17 protein-coding genes are annotated in these 21,798 nt (G+C 41.3%); 6 read left to right on the top strand and 11 right to left on the bottom strand.

Annotated elements, in window-relative coordinates:
• Window positions 1–84 precede the first annotated feature (84 nt).
• On the top strand, window positions 85–1,155 hold the full coding sequence (locus F928_RS16300) for an AraC family transcriptional regulator (RefSeq protein ID WP_005077079.1): 1,071 nt from the start codon (window positions 85–87) through the stop codon (window positions 1,153–1,155).
• A 15-nt stretch (window positions 1,156–1,170) separates the two neighbouring features.
• On the opposite strand, the gene F928_RS16295 is transcribed toward F928_RS16300, so the two are convergent.
• The 3 genes from F928_RS16295 to F928_RS16285 form a co-directional block, all read right to left on the bottom strand.
• Window positions 1,171–2,067 (bottom strand): DMT family transporter, encoded by an 897-nt coding sequence (locus F928_RS16295; protein WP_001181015.1) that lies wholly within the window; start codon window positions 2,065–2,067, stop codon window positions 1,171–1,173.
• Window positions 2,068–2,192: 125 nt separating this feature from the next.
• Complete coding sequence (gene garD, locus F928_RS16290) at window positions 2,193–3,740, bottom strand: galactarate dehydratase (RefSeq protein ID WP_005077076.1); 1,548 nt, start codon at window positions 3,738–3,740, stop codon at window positions 2,193–2,195.
• A 70-nt stretch (window positions 3,741–3,810) separates the two neighbouring features.
• Window positions 3,811–5,169, bottom strand: a complete 1,359-nt coding sequence (locus F928_RS16285; protein ID WP_002120540.1) for an MFS transporter — start codon at window positions 5,167–5,169, stop codon at window positions 3,811–3,813.
• Between the two features lie 285 nt (window positions 5,170–5,454).
• Between F928_RS16285 and gudD the strand changes: the two genes are divergently transcribed.
• The 4 genes from gudD (at window position 5,455) to uxuR (ending at window position 10,539) form a co-directional block, all read left to right on the top strand.
• Complete coding sequence (gudD, locus tag F928_RS16280; protein ID WP_005077073.1) at window positions 5,455–6,789, top strand: glucarate dehydratase; 1,335 nt, start codon at window positions 5,455–5,457, stop codon at window positions 6,787–6,789.
• Window positions 6,790–7,055: 266 nt separating this feature from the next.
• Window positions 7,056–7,967: a 5-dehydro-4-deoxyglucarate dehydratase gene (gene kdgD / locus F928_RS16275; protein WP_005077071.1), complete on the top strand. Its 912-nt coding sequence runs from the start codon at window positions 7,056–7,058 to the stop codon at window positions 7,965–7,967.
• 30 nt (window positions 7,968–7,997) lie between these two features.
• The gene (gene aldH / locus F928_RS16270; RefSeq protein WP_005077067.1) at window positions 7,998–9,584 is read left to right on the top strand and encodes an aldehyde dehydrogenase (NADP(+)); all 1,587 of its coding nucleotides are present in this window, start codon (window positions 7,998–8,000) and stop codon (window positions 9,582–9,584) included.
• Between the two features lie 241 nt (window positions 9,585–9,825).
• Complete coding sequence (gene uxuR / locus F928_RS16265) at window positions 9,826–10,539, top strand: FadR/GntR family transcriptional regulator (RefSeq protein ID WP_005077064.1); 714 nt, start codon at window positions 9,826–9,828, stop codon at window positions 10,537–10,539.
• A 65-nt stretch (window positions 10,540–10,604) separates the two neighbouring features.
• Here the strand turns inward: uxuR and F928_RS16260 are convergent, their stop codons facing one another.
• The 8 genes from F928_RS16260 to hcaA form a co-directional block, all read right to left on the bottom strand.
• The gene (locus F928_RS16260; RefSeq protein ID WP_005077062.1) at window positions 10,605–12,356 is read right to left on the bottom strand and encodes a tannase/feruloyl esterase family alpha/beta hydrolase; all 1,752 of its coding nucleotides are present in this window, start codon (window positions 12,354–12,356) and stop codon (window positions 10,605–10,607) included.
• 32 nt (window positions 12,357–12,388) lie between these two features.
• Window positions 12,389–12,778, bottom strand: a complete 390-nt coding sequence (locus F928_RS16255) for a PaaI family thioesterase (RefSeq protein ID WP_005077061.1) — start codon at window positions 12,776–12,778, stop codon at window positions 12,389–12,391.
• A 40-nt stretch (window positions 12,779–12,818) separates the two neighbouring features.
• The gene (locus F928_RS16250; protein ID WP_005077059.1) at window positions 12,819–13,355 is read right to left on the bottom strand and encodes a DUF3237 domain-containing protein; all 537 of its coding nucleotides are present in this window, start codon (window positions 13,353–13,355) and stop codon (window positions 12,819–12,821) included.
• A 57-nt stretch (window positions 13,356–13,412) separates the two neighbouring features.
• On the bottom strand, window positions 13,413–14,663 hold the full coding sequence (locus F928_RS16245) for an OprD family porin (RefSeq protein WP_000041309.1): 1,251 nt from the start codon (window positions 14,661–14,663) through the stop codon (window positions 13,413–13,415).
• An 80-nt stretch (window positions 14,664–14,743) separates the two neighbouring features.
• Window positions 14,744–15,883: an acyl-CoA dehydrogenase family protein gene (hcaD, locus tag F928_RS16240; RefSeq protein WP_005077054.1), complete on the bottom strand. Its 1,140-nt coding sequence runs from the start codon at window positions 15,881–15,883 to the stop codon at window positions 14,744–14,746.
• 74 nt (window positions 15,884–15,957) lie between these two features.
• Window positions 15,958–17,844, bottom strand: a complete 1,887-nt coding sequence (hcaC, locus tag F928_RS16235; protein WP_171057725.1) for a feruloyl-CoA synthase — start codon at window positions 17,842–17,844, stop codon at window positions 15,958–15,960.
• Between the two features lie 82 nt (window positions 17,845–17,926).
• Window positions 17,927–19,378 carry an aldehyde dehydrogenase gene (hcaB, locus tag F928_RS16230; RefSeq protein ID WP_005077050.1) on the bottom strand — a complete coding sequence of 484 codons (1,452 nt, stop codon included), beginning with the start codon at window positions 19,376–19,378 and terminating at the stop codon, window positions 17,927–17,929.
• Window positions 19,379–19,415: 37 nt separating this feature from the next.
• Window positions 19,416–20,255, bottom strand: a complete 840-nt coding sequence (gene hcaA, locus F928_RS16225) for a p-hydroxycinnamoyl CoA hydratase/lyase (protein WP_171057726.1) — start codon at window positions 20,253–20,255, stop codon at window positions 19,416–19,418.
• Window positions 20,256–20,503: 248 nt separating this feature from the next.
• Between hcaA and mhpT the strand changes: the two genes are divergently transcribed.
• A complete protein-coding gene (gene mhpT, locus F928_RS16220) occupies window positions 20,504–21,736 on the top strand; it encodes a 3-(3-hydroxy-phenyl)propionate transporter MhpT (protein WP_005077049.1) in 1,233 nt (410 codons plus the stop codon).
• Window positions 21,737–21,798 lie beyond the last annotated feature (62 nt).

The raw sequence follows: 21,798 nt of genomic DNA, 5'->3' as shown, positions 1-21,798 counted from the left end.
CGTTGTATGGTCGATGTTAAATTGAGACAACAAGAGGTAGTTTAGTGCCATTATGCATGTCACTCTAGGGATGGTGTGAGTTAAATGCCTAAAAATCTTTATAAAGATACAAATGCTATTATCGAAGGAAATTATGATAATACATCCTTAGGTGCCAATACATATTTGCTAGGTTTGACCAGTTTATTTGATGAAATGGGTTTGCAAGGCCATTCAATATCAGATGTTCTATCTGGCACAAATATTTCGCCAGATGCGATGAATCAATCCTCTTTATATATTTCTCAAGTTCAAAAAATTCAGTTATTTCAAAATATTCAACGTTTTTCACATGATCCGCTCATCGGACTACGTGCAGGACAAAAGCAGCGACTGTCAGATTTTGGTGTATATGGCTATGCGCTATATTCCTCACGTAATTTTAGACAAGCGGTAGAGCTTGGCATTCGACACATTAAGCTTGCGGGGCCTATTTTAAAGAAGTCTTTTTATATTCGAGATGATGTTGCCGTTTTTGAAGGGCATGACATTATTACACTTGGCAAGCTTTTGCCTTTAGTGTGCGAGTTTTGGTTTAGCTCAATGCAAACCTTAATTGAACGGGTGCTTGAAGGGCCATTTCAAGCGAAGAAGCTTTTGTTGCCCTATCCAGCGCCTGACTATGCAGAAGAATATGAAAAAATTTTTCATTGTCCCGTTCAGTTTAATGCTGGGGTGATGCAATGGCACTTTGATTTAAAATGGCTCGATGTGCCTTGCCCAAATGCCAACCCGATTACCGCTGATATGTGTAAATCGTTTTGTGAGCGGATGCTAGGTGCTGCTGAACTTGAGGAGCCTGAGTTGGTGAAAACAATCCGTCTAATATTATTGGATGGAACAGGGCTTTTTCCATCGGCTCAAGAAATGGCCGAACGCTTACATATGTCAAAGAGGACCTTACATCGACGCTTGGCAGGGTTTAATTTGACTTACCAAGAGTTGTTAGATGAGACTCGGCGCCGTCTTGCGGATGAATATTTGCGAGAAACAACTTTAACCATAGATGAAATTGCCGAAAGAATTGGCTTTTCAGATACTTCTAATTTTAGAAAAGCCTATCGCCATTGGACAGGCATTTCACCAAATGAGTATCGAATACAGTACCTAAATTAGGTTAAAGTTTGTTTGTTATTTAAATCGAGAAAGTAGCTTTTTCTGCAAAAATGGATTACAGAGCAAAATCGCAAATAAAATAATAAATATGCCGATAATACTGAATAGATCCGGTAATTCATGCCAAAAAACAAATCCCCAAATTCCTGCAAAAATAATAGCAATGTAATTCATTGGGCCAATTTGTCCTGCCGGCGCTAAGCTGTAGGCATAAGACATAAACAGTTGACTAATATTAGCTAAAAGTCCTGCGGCAATGAGTAATGCTAATTCATGCCAAGTGAAAATACGCCAATGCCAAAACATCGGAATAGAGGAAATTAAACTACCAAAAACACAGAAGTAAAAAACGATACGTTCAGGTGGCTCTGTACTGGTTAAAGCTCTTACGGTGACAAAGGCCATTGCTGATAAAAAGCATGCACCCAAGCCAATAAAAGATAATGCGTTAAATAGACCTTGATCGGGTTTAGCGACAAATAAAACTCCAATGAGCCCAATCACAGCGGCAAAAATCATAGACTTGGTAATTTTTTCTTTTAAGAAAAGCCATGCAATCAGTGGAATAAAGATAGGAGATGAATAACTAAAAACCATGGCGTTCGATAGTTTTAAGTTCGCAATGGCATAGAAAAAACCATACATAGCGGCTAGCCCGACAATGCTTCGCCAAGTATGCATCCAGAGTTTATCGGTTTTAATAAAATCTAGCCCCTGTTTAAAGAGCATCGGAATAAAAATAAATAAACCTACTGCATTTCTAAAAAACACGACGGTCGCATTGTCCACCGTTTGTGAAGCAAAACGAATGCACACTCCCATAATGGAAAACAATAATGCCGACGTCATAAGACAAAGCAGTGCTTTTCCAAGTTGTGTAGAGGGGAGGTTTGAAGCAGTTTGATTTTGCATAGAGAAATACAGTTCTTAATTTTCGATGTTATTTTAGCAGCGCTGTTAAGTTTTAGTGAAATGTGTCGTAATTAATAGGGGAAATAAGAAAGATGAGGTGATATAACCTCATCTTCTAAACCTTATTAGGTCACTGGTGCAGGGTTAAATACAGCGAGTGAGTTATGAATACCCCAACGGTCCGACCACGTTTGCTGCTCACCACTAGCCACGCGTAAAATCATTTCAAAAAGTTCCCAGCCCACTCCTTCAATAGTTTTCTTCCCAATCGCAATATCGCCAGCACTGATATCAATTAGGTCATACCAACGGTTTGCAATATTGTTTCGGCTTGCCATTTTAATGACAGGTACGGCTGCCAACCCATAGGGTGTACCGCGGCCTGTGGTAAATACTTGAACGGTAATACCCGATGCCATTTGCTGCGTACCACAGATAAAGTCACTTGATGGCGTTGCCGCAAAAATTAATCCTTTTTTAGTTGGTCTTTGACCCGGTGCGAGAACTTCTACAATAGGTGAGCGGCCCGATTTGGCGATCGATCCCATCGCTTTTTCTACAATGTTATTCAGTCCACCTTTTTTATTGCCGGGTGTGGTATTGGCACTTCGGTCCACTTGGCCTGCTGCTAAGTAGTCATCGTACCATTTCATTTCTCGAATTAAATCTTTGGCAACTTGTTCATTTGCTGCACGTGGAGTAAGTAGGTGAATGCCATCGCGGACTTCTGTAACTTCCGAAAACATGACTGTACCGCCACATTGCACAATCAGGTCAGCTGCGAAACCAACGGCAGGGTTAGAGGTAACTCCCGAAAATGCATCACTCCCACCACATTGCATGCCTACAACTAAATGAGAAGCTGGGACTTCTTCTCGAGTACGTTGATTAAGCTTTTCAAGGTGTTGTTCCGCCACGGATAAAATATGGTTGACCATACTTTCAAAACCGTTGTGGCGTTCATCTTGCAATTGAATAATATCTTCGTTTGCTAGGGGAATATATTTGTTTTCTTTAGGAATGTTTAGAAGACGTTCGGGTTGCATTTTTTCGCAGCCCAGACTCACAACCATAATTTCTCCACCAAAATTAGGGTTGAGTGCAAGATTATGAATTGTACGAATAGGAACAATTGCAGCGGGTGCATCGATTGCCACGCCACAACCATATAAATGATTTAATCCGACTACACCATCTACATTTGAATATTTAGGAAGTAAATCACGTTCAATAATTTTAACGACATAATCGACAATACCTTCAACACAGTTAACACTGGTTGTAATACCTAAAATATTCTTTGTGCCGACACTGCCATCTTTATTTTTATAACCTTTAAATGTATATCCGCTCAAGGTTGGAAGCTTTGGATCAGGACGAGTTGCTAACTCAAGATCATCTAGCTCAGGTGCCTTAGGCATTTGGGTAACGGCTTCATTTACCCATGAACCTGCGGATAAATCTTTATTTGCATAACCAATAATTTCCCCATAACGAACAATTGCTTCACCTTGCTTTAATGACTTTAATAAAACTTTATGTCCCTGCGGCACATGATCAACCAAGATGAGTTGGTATTCTTCAATATGTGTAGAAGGTGGTAAACCGCCGTCATTCACTACAATGGCTACATTATCAAGAGGACTAATTCTTATGAGGAGAGGCTTCAGCATGATCATTCCTTGTATACATTTGAAGAGAGGTCATAACGCTTAAGTTAGTTAAGCGTTATGACTTAAAGTTTTAAGAGGTAGGTTTTAACTCGAAGCGCTGGATTTTGCCGACAATAGCGGTATAGCAAATCACTGCTGCAATCGCATGCACACCGACATAAGTCAATGCAAGGTTGAAAGAACCAGTACTTGCTAAGATATAGCCGATCACAATTGGGGTCACGATTCCTGCCGTATTACCAAACGCATTCATCATTCCTCCTGATAAGCCCACCATTTCTTTTGGTGCAACATCAGACATGACTGCCCAACCTAAAGAGCCGATGCCTTTCCCAAAGAAAGATAAGGACATAAAGAATACAATTGCTGCTTGAGAGTCGACGTAATTACACATAATGATTGAGGTTGAAACCAAGAATCCGACTACGATAGGTAGCTTTCTTGAAAAGCTTAAGCTGTAATTCATTCGAATTAACTTATCTGAAATCAAGCCACCTAAAATTCCACCTACAAAGCCGCAGAGTGCAGGTGCAACTGCTGCAAAACCAGCCTCTAAAATGCTGAGATGTCTTTCTTTGACAAGGTAAACAGGGAACCAAGTCAAGAAAAAATAGGTCAGTGTATTTACACAATATTGCCCAATAAAAATACCGAGCATCATACGTGAAGCAAGCAATTGTTTAACTTTACTCCAAGTAATTTTCTCTTTTTTACTATTTTGGCTATTTTCACCCATGTCGAGTAAAGCACCTTCTGAAGCAATATATTTTACTTCTTCGGGATTTACTGTTGGATGATTGGTTGGGCTATAAATGACCTTAAGCCAGATAAAGGAAAGAATGATTCCAAGACCACCCATGACCCAGAAAATAGACTGCCAGTGGACGGTTGCAACAAGCCAACCCATTAGGGGAGCAAAAAGTACGGTTGAGAAATAAGAGGATGAGTTAAAAATGGCAGCGGCAGTTCCACGTTCTTTGGTTGGAAACCATGCGGCAGCAATTTTACTGTTACCCGGAAAAGCAGGCGACTCAGACAAACCAACTAAAAATCTGAGTACAAAGAGTGAAGTAATGATGGTCGCAGTATCACCTAAAATGTCGGTAAAACCGATTAAAACCGTGAATAAAGACCATAAAAACAGACTCCAGAAATATACACGGCGAGCACCAAACTTATCGAGTAGCCAACCACCTGGAATTTGACCAATTACATAGGCCCATGCAAAGGCCGAGAAAATATAACCCATGGTGACTGAGTCGATTCCCAGCTCATGAGACATTGGCGTTGCAGCCATTGAAAGGGTTGCACGATCACCGTAATTAAAAGCCGTGACCAAAAAAATCATCGCAAGAATGTAGTAGCGAGTTTTTGTATGTTTGGCTCTTTGCTGAGTCACTACAGCAATATTTGTTTGCAGATTATCCATATACAAACTCTTTTTAATAATCGACCTATTTGCATATCCGTGAAATAGGTGACGTCATGTCAAATTCATCGATAGAATAGATGAGAAAACGGAATTTTGTATCTACTCTATAGTCCTAGTTCTAAAACCGCGTCTTTAGATGTATGACATCATATGATTAAAAATATTATTTTGGCAAGTAGGGTCGAAAAATAATTTTTATGCGGGTTTATATTGACAAGTTGTCTGATGTCTTATAAGTTTTGGTAATGAAAAAATAGTATCAGAATGCCAAGGAGTATTTTAATGGCGACCTCTACACCTATCGTTAAATCAATTCGAGTAATTCCTGTTGCTGGACATGACAGCATGCTGCTCAATTTGAGTGGTGCTCATGGACCTTATTTCACTCGTAACATACTTATTATCGAAGATAACTCTGGAAATATTGGTGTAGGTGAAATTCCGGGTGGAGAAAAAATTTTAGCGACATTAAATGATGCTAAAGCCTTGGTAGAAGGGCAGCCGATTGGCGAATATAAAAATCTACTTAAAAAAATTCAGCAAACTTTTGCTGATCGTGACAGTGGTGGTCGAGGCAATCAAACCTTTGATTTACGTACCACAATTCATGTTGTAACGGCTTATGAGTCAGCATTACTGGATTTGCTTGGCAAGCATTTAAATGTGAATGTCGCAAGCTTACTAGGTGAAGGCCAGCAACGTAGTGAAGTTGAAGTTTTAGGATATTTATTCTTTATCGGTGACCGAAAACAGACTTCATTAGACTATGCGACTACACCTAAGCATAACCATGACTGGTATAAAGTCCGTCATGAAAAAGCGTTAACACCCGAGGCAGTACAGCGTTTAGCAGAAGCATCTTATGACCGTTATGGTTTTAAAGACTTTAAGTTAAAAGGTGGTGTATTACAGGGCGAACAAGAAGCTGAAGCTGTTACAGCAATCGCGCGCCGTTTCCCGGATGCGCGTGTGACACTTGATCCAAACGGAGCATGGTTTTTAGATGAAGCAATTGCTTTAGGTAAACATTTAAAAGGTGTGCTGGCCTATGCGGAAGACCCGTGTGGTGCAGAACAAGGTTATTCAAGCCGTGAAATTATGGCCGAGTTTAAACGTGCAACAGGCTTATCCACTGCGACCAATATGATTGCTACGGACTGGCGAGAAATGTCGCATAGTATTCAATTGCAAGCTGTTGATATTCCTTTGGCTGATCCACATTTTTGGACATTGGAAGGTTCGGTTCGAGTTTCACAGCTCTGCAATATGTATAACTTAACGTGGGGTTCGCATTCTAATAATCACTTTGATATTTCACTTGCCATGTTTACCCATGTTGCTGCCGCTGCGGTAGGTAAGGTAACGGCAATTGATACGCACTGGATTTGGCAAGAAGGTACAGATCAACTGACTAAAGCACCGCTTGAAATTAAAGACGGTAAAATTCAGGTACCAACAGCACCGGGACTTGGTGTCGAGTTGGACTGGGATCGAATTAACCAAGCCCATGAACTTTATAAATTAAAAGGTTTAGGGGCTCGTAATGATGCTGATGCGATGCAGTTTTTAATACCAAACTGGTCATTTAATAATAAAAAGCCGTGTTTGGTTCGTTAATATTTTACCGATATTTTTGAAAAATTCGCTTTTTGAATTTTCTTAATACTTTGCTGTCCATATGGGCAGCTTTTTTTATGTCTAACGATTAGTCCTAAAATTAAGAATTTTAACTATATTTTATAAAACAATATGTTAAATCATTTTGGATAATGAACTTTGATCTTTTTAAAAAATTTAATTTTTCAGAGGAAAAAATATATTGATTAAAATAAAATTTATGATGTAAGATGTCCGACAACATAAACATGTATGGATATTTTCTAATGGATGCTCTTGAGTTAAAAAACATTGTTTCTGATGGCCTTCTTTCTTTTCCGGTTACTGACTTTGACCAAAATGGGGACTTTAATAAATCTTCTTATGCAAAACGTCTTGAGTGGTTAGCACCATACGGCGCAAGTGCTTTATTTGCTGCAGGTGGTACAGGCGAGTTTTTCTCGTTAACTGGAAGTGAATACTCTGACGTGATTAAAACAGCTGTCGATACTTGTAAAGGTAGTGTACCGATTATTGCTGGGGCAGGTGGTCCGACACGTCAGGCGATTGAACAGGCAAAAGAAGCAGAGCGCTTAGGTGCACACGGTATTTTGTTAATGCCGCATTACTTAACTGAAGCAAGCCAAGAAGGTTTGATCGAACACGTTAAGCAAGTATGTAACTCAGTAGACTTTGGCGTAATTTTTTATAACCGTAGCGTTTCAAGATTAAATCTCGATTCAATCCAAAAGTTAGCCGAGATGTGCCCGAACTTAATCGGCTTTAAAGACAGCTCTGGTCAAATCGATATGATGACAGCAGTGACTCAGACTATGGGTGATCGTTTGTCATATTTAGGTGGTTTACCAACAGCAGAAGTTTTTGCAGCGCCATATAAAGCCTTAGGTTGCCCAGTTTATTCATCAGCTGTATTTAATTTTATTCCAAAGACTGCAATGGAGTTTTATAACGCGCTTCGCAGTGATGACTTTGAAACAACCAATCGTTTGATTAAAGATTTCTTCTTGCCATTGATTAAAATTCGCGACCGTAAATCAGGTTATGCGGTAAGCATGATTAAAGCAGGTGCCAAAATTATTGGACATGATGCAGGTCCAGTACGTCCGCCATTAAGTGATTTAACTCAAGCAGACTATGAAGATTTGGCTGCGCTCATTGCGACACTTGGTCCGCAATAATTCTAACTATTTAGGTATTGGAGCTTTAAAATGAGTAAAAATAACGGTCGGCAGTTTATTAATGGTCAACGTGTTGCTGCAAATGCGCCAGCTCTAGAAAGTATAGCTGCAAAAGACTATGAGCCAACAGGTTATGTATTTAGTCAGGCGACCCTTGAAGAAGTGGATCAAGCTGCTCAAGCTGCACATAACGCTTTTTTAGTTTATAGCCAAACTTCTCAAGAGCAACGTGCCTCTTTTCTTGAAGAAATTGCTCGCCAAATTGAAGTATTAGGTGCGAACCTGCAAGAAGTCGCTTCACTTGAAACAGGCTTACCACTTGCTCGTCTTCAAGGAGAGACAGGCCGTGTTACTGGTCAGCTTCGACTGTTTGCTGAACTTTTACGCCGTGGCGATTTTTATGGTGCTCGTATTGATGTGGCATTACCAGAACGTAAGCCTTTGCCGCGTGTTGATTTGCGTCAATATAAAGTTGGGGTAGGACCGGTTGCTGTGTTTGGCGCGAGTAATTTCCCACTTGCATTTTCAACTGCAGGCGGTGATACCGTAGCTGCTTTAGCAGCAGGGTGTCCGGTTGTCTTTAAAGCACACTCTGGCCATATGGCAACTGCTGAGCTTGTTGCAGAAGCCATTGAAAAAGCAATCGAAGTTTGCGATATGCCTAAAGGCACATTCAATATGATTTTTGGCGGCCGTATTGGCGCAAACTTGGTAGAACATCCACTGATTCAGGCAGCTGGTTTTACGGGTTCTCTTGAAGGTGGAATGGCACTTTATAACCTTGCGCAGAGCCGTCCTCAGCCAATTCCATTCTTTGCTGAAATGTCGAGTGTGAACCCTGTAGTGGTTTTATCTCAAGCGCTGAATTCTCGTGGTGAACAAATCGCACAAGATACGGTTGCCTCATTTAATATAGGATGTGGTCAGTTCTGTACAAAACCAGGGTTAATTTTAGGCGTACAAGGTCCTGAATTTGACAGTTTCGTAGCAGCTTTAGCTGAAAGCACGCAAAAAGCTGTGCCTCAGGTCATGTTGAATGAAGGAACTTTAAAAAGCTACCGTCAAGGTATTGATGCTCTAAACAGTGACGCTGGTTTTGAAGTTATTGCGACAGGACAAGAGGCCGAGCTAGTTTCTCAAGCAAAAGCACATCTATTTAAAGCGGATCAATCTGTTTTATTGTCAGGCAACCCAAAACTACAACATGAAGTTTTCGGGCCAATGTCGATTGTGATTGGCGTAGAGGATGAAGCGACTTTGTTAAAAGGGATCGAGGCTTTAGGTGGACAGCTTACGGCAACCATTATTGGTGATGAAAATGAGTTGTCTGAAGCAGGCGAGCTTCTTTATTTGCTAACCGGTAAAGCTGGCCGTGTATTGTTTAACGGTTTCCCGACAGGAGTTGAAGTGTCTGATGCAATGGTGCATGGTGGCCCTTTCCCTGCAACCAGTGATGCACGCGGAACTTCGGTGGGTACGGGAGCGATTGAGCGTTTCTTGCGTCCGGTATGTTTCCAAAATACCCCACAAGTTTTATTACCCGATGCATTAAAAGATAGTAATCCACTACAGATTACTCGTCTGGTCAATGGGCAATTAACTCAGGCTCAAATTTAAAAGTTGTGCAGCTCAATCAATGGTATTGAGCTGCATATTTTTTAACTTATTCAACGCATTATTAAATATCAACAGAAGCATAAGTTGCTTACTTTTTAAATATGTGTGAGGGTTTGATAAGAGAGATAAAATATTTTGATTTTAATAACTTAGAGGTACAAAAACCGAATATGACTATCGTCTAAGTTTATAGTAAAATGAATTTTCTAATTTTTTCAACATTTCATGAGTTCTTCAGATTATGTCTAGCGCAATTAAACCTAGATCAACAAAAAAACTAAGCCAGATTATTGTAGAACAACTGATCGAAAAAATTCAGTCTGGAGAATTTAAAGTTGGAGAAAAGATCCCGACCGAACTTGAATTAATTGAAACTTTTGAAGTAAGCCGTTCTGTCATTCGCGAAGCAATTACTGAGTTGCGTTCATTAGGGTTTGTCGAGACTCGTCACGGGATTGGTACTTTTGTAAAAGAGCAGACTGTTGAGCAAAACTTTCTGTTGTCTAATGCCAGTTTAGAAACCATTAATGACATTATTTCCTTGCTTGAGCTTCGGATTAGCCTTGAGTCTGAAGCTGTCTTTTTAGCATCTGAACGCCGTAAGCAAGTCCATATTGATAAAATGAAAGCTGCGCTTGAAGACTTTGAACGACATATTTCTTCAGATGCAAATGATGGTACGGTGAAAGCTGACTATGATTTCCATATTGCCATTGCTGAAGCTTCTGAAAACCAATATTTCGTTGATTTTTTAAAGTATCTTGGCGAAAAAATTATTCCACGTGCACGTGTTAAATCTATTGAGCAAAGTCCTGAAAATCGCGAAGAATATTTAAAAGCGGTTCACCATGATCATGTCAATATTTATAACGCAATTGTGGATCAGGACGGTTTATTGGCCCGACAAATGATGCGAGCTCATTTGTCTAAAAGTATTAAAAAGTTTAAGCAGTAAAGCTTGAGCTAAGATCAAGATAAAAAAGAGAGCTTATTTAAGCTCTCTTTTAATTTTATACGGTGTTATTTACAGCTAAAGTTTTCAGCTTTTTCGCTATCGCCTTGACCATTGTAACGGGCAATGAGTGGGTAAGGGCAAAGTGGACGGGTGCGGTCTGGCGCCCAGCCTTGTGGAAGCTCAGTATTCACTTGACCACTCGGGTTACCTGCGCCGCGTGCAGTCGCAATGATTTTGTCAGGTGCTTGCCCGTATTCCACCCAGTTAACTAAAGCACTCAATGCATCAAATTGGTCGGTCGCAATGCCATCACGGGTATGGTTCATGCCCGGAACTCTAAAGAAACGTGCGAATTCAGGTGCTGTACCATTTGCATCATTTTTATAGTGTTGTAGCAGTTGATCGTACCAATTTTGAGTGTCATCTACAGAGAAGACGCCGTCTGCTGTGCCTTGTACCACAATCATTTTTCCACCGTGATTACGGAGTTTACCTAGATTAAGTTCATCAGGTGGCATCATAAATGACATCGAGCTTTCAGTGTATACATCATTGGTTGCCGAGAGTTTTGGATAGTCGGTATCGAAGTTAAAATTAAAGGCAAATTGTCTAGAATTTTGAGTCACAGTTGGGTCTGGTGGAACCTGAAAAAGAATGCCGACTGCAACGGGGTCACGTGCTGTTCCCACCGAAGATTCGAATTTCCAGCTTGCCCAGTTACTGCCGACTAAACCGGGGTCGAAAGGCTGGGTTGCATAGAGAGCTTGTCCAGCCGAATTTATAGGACCACGGTAAATGTTGGCTAATACATCAATTTGTTCGGTATTTAAACAAGTACCATCTCTTGTGCTTGAGCAAACGGGTACATCTTTGTGAATATCAAAAGCTGTACGGCAAGCCTCGACATCTTGAACCAAGCCATCTGCAACACCGTCTAAGGCATCGCATCGATCTAAAATAGCTTTTGCTAATACTTTGCGCTCTGGAAGAGTTAGAGCAGTACTTAGGTCATTTTCATCTGTTGCGACACGACGAAGCTGTTGTGCTGTGTAGAGTTGAGCCGCGGCTGCACGAGGTAAGTGAAAACCCGGTGTACTTGCTAAAATTCCGTCATATTGGTCGCCCAAACGGGTTGCAGCAATCATGGCGTGACGCCCGCCGTTAGATGTACCGCCTGCATAGGAGCGGTCTGGCAATTTACCATATGCGGCTTTAATTAGGTTTTTTGCCATAGGCGTGAGTTTGGTAATGGCACCGTAGCCGTAGTTAATTCTGGCTTGAGGGTCTAAACCAAACATTGGATTTTGTGAAGCATTATGTCCTGCATCGGAAGAAATAACAGCAAAACCATCATGCAGGGCATTGGTCAGTGGACCACCGCTACCGACCTGACCCGTTGCAGCTACTAAATTACCATCGGTTCCGCCATTGCCTTGATAGAGAAAACGACCATTCCAGTCAACAGGTAGGCGCATTTCAAAACCAATTTGATAGGTTTGTCCATCAACAGGGCTTATACGTTGATCCATATAACCTTTAACCAAACAATGAGCGCCAATCGGTTTATTGGCGACAGTCAATGTGCCTGCCTCTTGAAGAGTGGAGGAGCTAATGACCGTATTGTTGTATTGAAATCCCAGTAAGTCCGTACAGCTTCCTGTCATTTTTACGCCAACAGCAGGAGATAACTGCGGTGGTTTGGTTATTGAGGGAACCGTTGCGTCATCATTATCACTTCCACAGCCTGCCAAAGAACCAAGCATGGCAAGTAATAAAGCGGAGTGGGTCAAAATTCTTTTATTGTTGGTGTAATTCATTTATTCATATCCTTATTGAATGAATGGTGTAATTAATCTAAAACCAGAAAATTAGCTGTGCTTCGTGCAATCATTTTGTTGTTTTGCCAAGCTTCACTTTCGAGATTCAGTACGGTTCTGCCTTGTTTAATGAATCGGCATTTTGTAATGACTTCACCCACAGCACAGGGCCTTAAAAAATCCATTGTTAAGTTGATGGTGGTAGCGGGTTTATGGTCATTGGCGAGAAAGGCAAAAAGTCCCATCACATCGTCAAGCATGGCGCAGATCATGCCGCCTTCAACGGTGCCGCGTGGATTGGTAAAGCTTTCTAGGGCTGTGTAATGGATGGTAAGTTCAGTGTTTTGGTCATTCCAATGGATATTATGTCCACCCAAATGGTGATGGATGGGCGGTAAGTGTTCTAAAGTTTTTTGATCCATAATGAAGGGTCCATCCTTTTTGTAAGTGTTATAAAAATTATTATTTCAGGGTATAGGCATTATAAATAACTGCTTTACCCAACCGCATTGCACTACCTACCGCAACGGTCTGGTTAAGCCATGAGTATTTAGGTGAGCTGGTTTCAAACTGCATGGTTATTTTGAAATAGTAATTTTTCGGGTCGACATCTTTGCCTTGGGCAAGCTGTTTTAGCGTTTCTGCCGAGCCATGGCGGTAACCTTTGGTTTGAAGATAAATGAGTGCACCGTCATCGGTTTCTAACAAATATCGTGTATCAATAATTGCCAATCCTTTACTGTCGACAATTTGCCAATCTGCACCATTATTTAGAATGCGGCCTTTAAGTGATTTGCCTTCAAATGTCCCACCTGTAATGGGAATAATTCGGCGTTTACCTGCGTCACTGGTTGTGCCTAATTCCCAAACAGGCGCATTTAAATCAACACTGAATTTTGCTAAAGGCTCAAGCTGAATGGGTGGTGGGCTATATTGAGTTTCGGCATGAGACAGGGCAATCAGACTCATTCCACAGAGTAGTGTTACAACTTTCTTCATGATGAATTTCCCGAAATAAAAAGAGGTTCTATGTGCGACAGAACCTCTCGTTTTGAATTATTTAAATTTCCATGTGTAGTCGATGTTGAGACGGGTTTCGTTTACAGGTTTGATATTGGCTGTAGAGAGCATGTTGTTGTCATAAATGGCGTAGCGTGCGCGTAACCCTAGATTTTTTAACCAGCCACTTTGAACGGTGTAACCTAAATCAAAGTCCGTTTCGCGTTCTTTTAGATTAGTTCCGCCTAAGTTGGGTGCATAAATATTGTGACCTGTGGTGTAACGAGTCATAAAACGTAAACCCGGTACATAATCTTTAAAATCATATTCATAACGGAAGCTATAGGCCTTTTCTTTTGGATTTAAAAACTCGCCCGGCCATGTATCAATGAGTAGACCCGTTTCACCTCCCGTCAAATATGGAAAAGCGGTGTCGCCATGATGTTGGAAGGTTCCAAAAATAAATTTATGGTTTTGATGTTTGAGTTCGAAATGCGCATGATAGAGGTCATTATCGACTAAGCCTGCTTTTGCTTGCCCGTCATCTCGGCTGCGGTAGTAACGTAATTGTGAGCTAAAGTTAGTGGTGTCATTAATTTTGTGTTGATGTAAAGCACCGACCATGGTTTGGTTATAAAGATCATCAACATCCATGTAAAAAGCAGTGAGTTTGAGTGCAGGATTAAACTGATAGTTTCCACCTAAATAATAGAGTCCATCAGTTTCAGCACTTTTAAATCGTCCATTTACGCCTGAAATTTTAATTTTTTCATAGTTGGTCGAATCACGATGATTCACTTTATCGAGGTAGGCCGCTTGTAAGTCGAAGTCTTTAATATCTTTACTGGTGAGTGAAATTCCTCGATAGGTTTGAGGAAGTAAACGAGCAGGTGAAGCCACTAAAACTGGGTTCATCGGCATTAGCGTACCAATGCGTAGTTCAGTCTGACTCATTTTGGCTTTTGCTGTGACCCCAATTTCGCCATAAGAGTCAGCAGGTTCATTGGTACGCGTGTCTCTAGGTAAGTTTCCTGTACCGCCATGCTCTGCGTCGGCATCGAGTTTAAAACCCGCCGTCGCAAGTACATCCAGCCCAAAACCGACAGTCCCTTCGGTATAACCTGAATTGGCTTTAAGAATAAACCCTTGTGTCCAGTCCTTGGCAGCAGGGTAAGCAGATTGCTCTTGATAGTCGCGGTCAAAATAGAAATTTCGTGTGGTGAGTTCTACTGAACTGTTGTCAATAAAACTGCCAGCCCACACTGAACCTGAGAGCATAAGGGTAGAGTACATCCATAATTTCGACATAGCATTTCTTCCTGAAATAACATTTTTTGTTTTCGATAAGGCTTAGTTGTTGTGTCTGCCTTGTTTGGTTTTAAATCGAATTATTTTCCGAGCAGTTCTCGGGCTACGATTTCTTTCATAATTTCATTGGTTCCCCCATAAATTTTTTGTACCCGTGCATCCATAAAAAAGCGTGAAATTGGGTATTCCTGCATATAGCCATAGCCGCCGAAAAGCTGAAGTAATTGATCAATCACTTCACATTGAGCGTCGGTAATAAAGCATTTCAGTGCGGCAACTTGAGTCACGCTTAACTGATGTTGTTGATATAGCGCTGCACATTGATCTACAAAGGCTTGTGCGGCTTTTGCTTTGATTTGTGCGTTTGCCAGCACAAAGCGCGTGTTTTGCATTTGGCTTAACGGTTGTCCGAAAGCTTTACGTTCCAGAACATAGTCTTTGGTGATTTCGATGGCGCCTAAAATTGATCCCAAAGCCATCATGGAAATACTTAAACGTTCGCGAGGTAATTCTTGCATTAAATAAGCAAAGCCTTGTCCTTCTTCACCTAAACGCTGAGTTGTAGGCACATAAACATCATCAAAAAACAGTTCGGCTGTATCTTGGGCATGCAGCCCGATTTTTTGTAATGAACGGCCTTTTTTAACGCCATCTAACGCAGCATCGACTAATAAAATGGAAATGCCTTTTGCTTTAGCTTGCGGATCAGTTTTCGCAACCAGAACAATCAGGTCGGCATGCAAACCATTTGAAATAAACGTTTTTGAACCATTCACGCGGTAGTGGTCATTTTCTAAAATGGCTTGAGTGCGTATGGCTTGTAGGTCTGAACCAGCATTGGCCTCTGTCATGGCAATTGCAGTGACGACTTCACCTGTCACCATTTTGGGTAACCAATAACGTTTTTGCTCTTCAGTTCCAATATTTTGTAGGTAAGGAGAGACCAACTCATTTTGCCCACCAATGGCAACCGCCAAAGATGCAAAGCCAGCTTGAGCAGTTTCTTGAACCAGCATGAGTGAGTAATGAACAGGAGCGCCGTAACCGCCATATTCCTCCGGCACATCGACACACAAAAAGCCATTTTCCCCAAGACGAAGCCATAGGTCACGTGGGATGAGGCCATCGTGTTCCCACTGTTCATAATACGGAGCAACCTGTTCTTTTAAGAACCTGCGATAGCTGTCCCGAAATAGTTCAAATTCTGTATCGTGTGGCATGTTGAACCTTTTTTTGGCAAAAGTGAGGCTAAGGCCCAAACCCAAGTTTGAGCTTCCTTTTCTATTTCAATTGCTTATTGTTTTAAGGTGGGTACCCGAATAATCAGCGGGTTATCAGTCTGCTTTTGATAAAGCTCATCAATTAAAGTGGCACGACGTTTCGTAATACTGCTTTGATTGAGATTGCCTTTATCTGTCACTTCGCCTGCATCGAGTTGAGGTGGCTCTGTCATTAAATAAAGCATTGAGACTGTATTTGAGCTGCCAGTCGCATCTTTATTAAAGGTGGTTAAAAATTCGCGGAACCATTGCTGGACTTTAGGGTGTTGTAATATCTCTGTTGCAGAATGTTCGCCCAGCTTAAGACCTGCATATTGAGCACATGCTTCTAATTTTGGAAAAATCAGAAAGCCAACAGCATTCAGGTTTGAACCTGTAATACAAACATCCTGAATCAGTAAATTACCTTGAATCAGTACTTTGTTGCGTAGTGTGCCCACATTCACAAAAGTACCCGTATTGAGTTTAAAGTCTTCAGCAATTCGTCCGTCATACATCAGTCCTTTGGTTGGATCATTGACATCGACTAAACGAACAGCATCGCCAGTATGGAAAAAACCTTCATCATCAAAAATAGTGCTTTGCTGGTCCGCTTTTAAGCGCCAATAGCCTTTCATGACGTGTTTGCCACGGACACAAAACTCAAGTTTGTCGCCACATGGAACCAGCTTAATTTCGCATCCCGGAGCAGGGTAACCAATAAAGCCAGCCATCACGCGTGGGCCAGTTGTAAAAGCACAAGAGGGAGCAGTTTCAGTCATGCCCAAGCCGCTCATGATGCGAATTTTTTCTCCGCAATGTTGCTGAGCAATTTTATCGAGTCTGTTCCAGCCCGCTTCTGAAAGCGCTGCACCTGCAAAGAATAGAATTTTTACTTTGGCAAAAAAGCGGTCTCTTAATTCCTCATCTTTTTCTAAAGCTTCGGTGAGTTCTTCCCAACCTTTTGGCACATTTAAATAAACTGTCGGAGAAATTTCTTTGAGATTACGAATAGTTTCGTCAAATTTTCCTGCAACGGGTTTGCCATCATCAATGTAAATGGTACCGCCGTTATAGAGCGCAATACCGACATTGTGACTGCCACCAAAGGTGTGGTGCCAAGACAGCCAGTCGAGTAGGACAGGCGGCGTTTCTGCAAACTCAGGGAAAGTCTGCAATAACATTTGCTGATTAACACACAACATTAAATGCGTGGTCGGTACAGCTTTAGGTAATTTGGTTGAACCTGATGTAAATAAGAATTTGGCAAACTGGTTTTCATCAAGGGTTTGATAAAACTCTTGAACATTTGAAACTGGTGTATCTAACAGCGATTGAAAAGACGTGCAGATCTGATCGCCTACAATACCTTTATTGGTCACCACTTCAATGTCAGGTGTAATACATGCCTGAATGGCTTTGGCAAAGGCTTGTCCATCGCTGGCATAGACCATACCAGGTGTGAGCACTTCAAACACATGTTTGAGTTTGCCAAAGTCTTGAGAAATCAGAGAGTAGGCAGGTGAAATAGCCGAAAAAGGCACGCCTGCCAGCATGGCACCCATAGACAGTGTTAAATGCTCAAGATCATTACCACTTAAAATAACGAGTGGTCTTTCTTGGCTTAACTTACGTTCATGTAATGCCTGAGCAATGTGCCATGCACGTTGTAAAACTTCTGCATAACTCAGTTTGACCCATTCACCTTGAGCATTGCGTTTTGCTGCAAAAATATGGTCTGGTTTAGTTTGTGCAAAATGAATTAACCGATCTGTCAGTTTTTGTGGATACGGTTTTAATTGCTCTTTTGGGCTGATATAGAGCGTGTCATCTTTATGGTGATAATGAATATCATGTTGCCCTAATTTTACGAACCGTTCGCGGTCTTGTGATTGAGTGGCATTCATTTGCATTTCTTTCACTCCATGGAAAGCGCATCACTGCGCTTTAATTTTTTGCATCATGCAATTTTTATTTAATATGTCGGTATTCGCATTAGCCTGACTAAATCGGGTAATGACGTGATTGGGTTTGAATGGTAATCCAGCGTAGTTCGGTAAATTCGGCAACAGAGACTTTACTACCAAAACGTCCGTAACCACTCGATTTTGTTCCGCCAAATGGCATTTGAGCTTCGTCATGTACGGTTGCGCCGTTAATATGACAAATACCTGAATCAATCTGTTGAGCGACTTCCAGTGCTTGCGAAATATTTTGGCTAAACACTGCCGAAGAAAGACCGAACTCGCTGTCATTTGCCAATGCTACGCCTTCTTCAATGCTTGAAAAGCGTTGAACTGTGCATACAGGTCCAAATGATTCTTCACGGTAAAGCAGCATGTCAGGTTTAATATTGAGCACTAGCGTCGGTTGCATGGTGGTGTCTTCAATATGAATACCTAAAGGTAAGTCAGCACCTTTGTTTTGGGCATCTTCCAGCAAATGCTGAATACGGTTTGCAGCACGGCGACTTTCTAAAACACCGAGTACATTATCTTTTGAGGTTGGATTACCTGCCTGAATAGAGCGGGTTTTTTCAATCAGTTTTTCAATAAATTGGTCGGCAATTTTGTCTTGAACCAAAACACGTTCGGTCGACATACAGATTTGACCCTGATTAAAGAACGCTCCAAAAGCGACTGCATTTACAGCTTCATTAATGTCAGCTTCATTTAAAACCACAACAGGGGCTTTACCACCGAGTTCGAGTAAAACTGGTTTTAAATATTTAGCAGCAGTCTCGGCAATAATTTTTCCAACTTTGGTTGAACCGGTAAAATTAATGCGTTTCACAGCTGGATGAGACACTAAACGCTCCACGATTTGTGGTGCATCTTCGGCGGCATGCGTAATCACATTGACCACACCTTCACCTATACCTGCCTCATGTAACACTTCACCAATGAGACGATGTGTTGCTGGGCAGGCTTCTGAGGCTTTTAACACTACCGTGTTACCACAAGCCAAAGGCATGGCAAGTGCACGTGTTGCCAAAATCACAGGCGCATTCCAAGGTGCAATCCCTACAATCACACCACAAGGAACTCGGACACCCATCGCAAGATTGCCCGGCACATCTGACGGAATCAGGCTTCCGTCAATTTGTGTAGTCATTGCTGCTGCTTCACGTAACATGTTGGCAGCAAGGTGAACGTTAAACCCATACCATGTCGCAGTTGAACCTGTTTCTTGCATTCCAGTTTCAATGAATTGCTCGGTTTTTTGGTCCATTAAATCGGCTGCTTTTAATAAACGTAAGCGACGTTCGGTAGGCGAGAGTTTCGACCATACTTTAAAAGCTTGTTGTGCCGAATCGATTGCACGATCAACATCTTCCAACGTTGCAGCAGCAGCTTTAGTTGCTACCGATCCATCAATTGGACTGATACGCTCAAAAGTTGCCTGATTTGATGCATCAACGGATTGACCGTGAATAAGTAACTGTACATTTTGCATGGGTTGTGTCCTTACATTGCCATTAAAGAATCAAAAGTTAACCAGTACGTTTATAGCTCTGTAAACCCGGTTTAATTGATTTTTCATCTAAGAATTGTTTCAAACCTTCTTGGCGACCATTTTCTGTATCGCGGTGGATACATTGATCAAGCTTGGCATATAAGTAGTCTTCGTTTTGGTCCCAAGTGAGTTCACGACAACGCTTAAATCCATTTTTAGCTGTACGAAGAACTACTGGGTTTTTCTCAAGTAAGCAATTTGCAAGCTCAGTCACTTCTGCTTTTAATTGGGCAAGCGGTACGCTTTTATTCACAAGACCCATGGTTTCAGCTTCTTTACCACTAAAGGTTTTACCCGTCATGATGTAGTACAAAGATGCACGATGACCTACGGTATCTGCCATTGCTTTACTTACAAGGTTGCCCGGTGGGATTCCCCAGTTAATTTCAGATAAACCGAAAGTTGCTTCATCTGCTGCAATTGCGAGGTCACAAGCCACTAAAGGTGAGAAACCGCCTCCAAAGCACCAGCCGTTGACCATAGCAATGGTTGGTTTTGAATACATACGAAGAAGTTGCCACTGCCAGCGACAAGAGTCACGGCGAATACGTTCTTGGAAAATTTCAGGCTGAGTGTCGACTTCACGGAAATATTCCTTCAAATCCATACCCGCTGTCCAAGAGTCACCAGCACCCGTCAAAACTAAAACACGCGCATCTTGATCAAGCTCAAGAGTTTCGAGCACATCAATCATTTCGCGATTGAGTGTAGGGCTCATGGCATTTTTCTTTTCCGGACGGTTTAGGGTGACCCATGCAATTCCATCTTCAACTTTAACATCTACTGTTTCCCAGCGGTTTTCATAACTCATCTCCATACTCCTTGAATGATTTTTTGCTGTTCTGGGATTTAATCTAATATCAGTTAAACTTACATTCAAGTCTTTTTTATAAAATTTCATAAATATTTTTTAATTCATTGTATTTTAAATATTAATTATTTTTTTAATTAATTTAATATAAAAATATGTTGATTTTTTAGTAAGTTTAACTGATATTTTTGGTGTGTTTAAACAACAATACACAAAGGGCTAAATGGAACGACTAGTCAATAAAGGACAACACAATGGAAAAAATATCAGGACAGCCTTCAAGGGCAAAAATCACGTTGCTACTGTGCTTTGCCATAGCAATTTTTGAAGGGTTTGATCTTCAATCAATGGGGGTAGCCGCTCCACGAATGCGGGCTGAGTTTATGTTAGACAATGCCCAGATGGCGTGGGCATTTAGTGCTGCAATTTTAGGGACGTTACCAGGTGCGATATTAGGCGGTCGGTTTGCCGATATCGTCGGGCGTAAGAAAATTCTGATTTTTAGTATCTTACTTTTTGGAATTATGTCTTTACTAACAGCTTATGCAGCTAACTTCAGTTTGCTATTACTCATTCGTTTTTGTACAGGTTTAGGAATGGGTGGGGCATTACCAATGATGATTACACTTGCCTCTGAAGCTGTACCTGACCAGCACAAAGGCACCGCAGTGAGCATTATGTATAGCGGCATTCCTTTTGGCGGATTACTCACTTCTGTAGTTGCTATGTCATTGGCCGGCGATGCAGAGTGGCGTCATATTTTCTATATTGGTGGGATTGCACCTATTTTACTCATTCCACTGATTATGCGCTTTTTACCAGAGTCAAATGACTACTTGCAACGAAAAGTTCAAGCGCAAAAAACCACGCCATTTTTGGAAGTTTTATTTGCGAAAGAACGTCGTATGTCAACCATTCAGCTTTGGATAAGTTTTTTCTGTACGCTCGTTGTACTGTATTTCTTGTTGAACTGGTTGCCGTTACTGATGGGCGCGCAAGGCTTATCGAAACTTCAGGCAAACTATGTACAGATGGGCTACAACGTTGGTGGAATTTTAGGTTCAATTCTCATGGGTGTATTGCTTGATAAATTACGCATGAGTTTTGTGATTAAACTGATTTATCTCGGCATTTTATTTTCGCTTTGTTGTTTAGCAATTTCTCCGACCGTGGCTTTACTTGCACTTTCGGCAGTGGGTTGTGGCTTATTCATTGTGGGTGGACAATCGGCGTTGTATGGCCTGGCAGCCATGTATTATCCAACCGAAATGCGTGGAACTGGAGTAGGTGCAGCAGTTGCAATTGGCCGTATTGGTTCTTTTGCAGGGCCTTTAATGGCTGGTTTTTTACTCTCGCTTGGGCAAAGCTCGACCATCGTGATTGGTTCAAGCATTCCAGTGATTTTAATTGCAGCGATCTCTGCATTACTTCTTGTCAAAAAACCTAAACAGCCTGTACATTTAGTACAAAGCTCAGGTGCTCGCTAAGTTTTAACGAAAGTATGGGGTAGATCCTCATACTTTCACTACAGTTTTTCTTATGATGATTG

Source organism: Acinetobacter pittii ATCC 19004 = CIP 70.29, assembly GCF_000369045.1.
GTDB lineage: Bacteria > Pseudomonadota > Gammaproteobacteria > Pseudomonadales > Moraxellaceae > Acinetobacter > Acinetobacter pittii.
The sequence above is the reverse complement of the archived record's forward strand: the minus strand, read 5'-3'. Positions and strand labels throughout refer to the sequence as shown.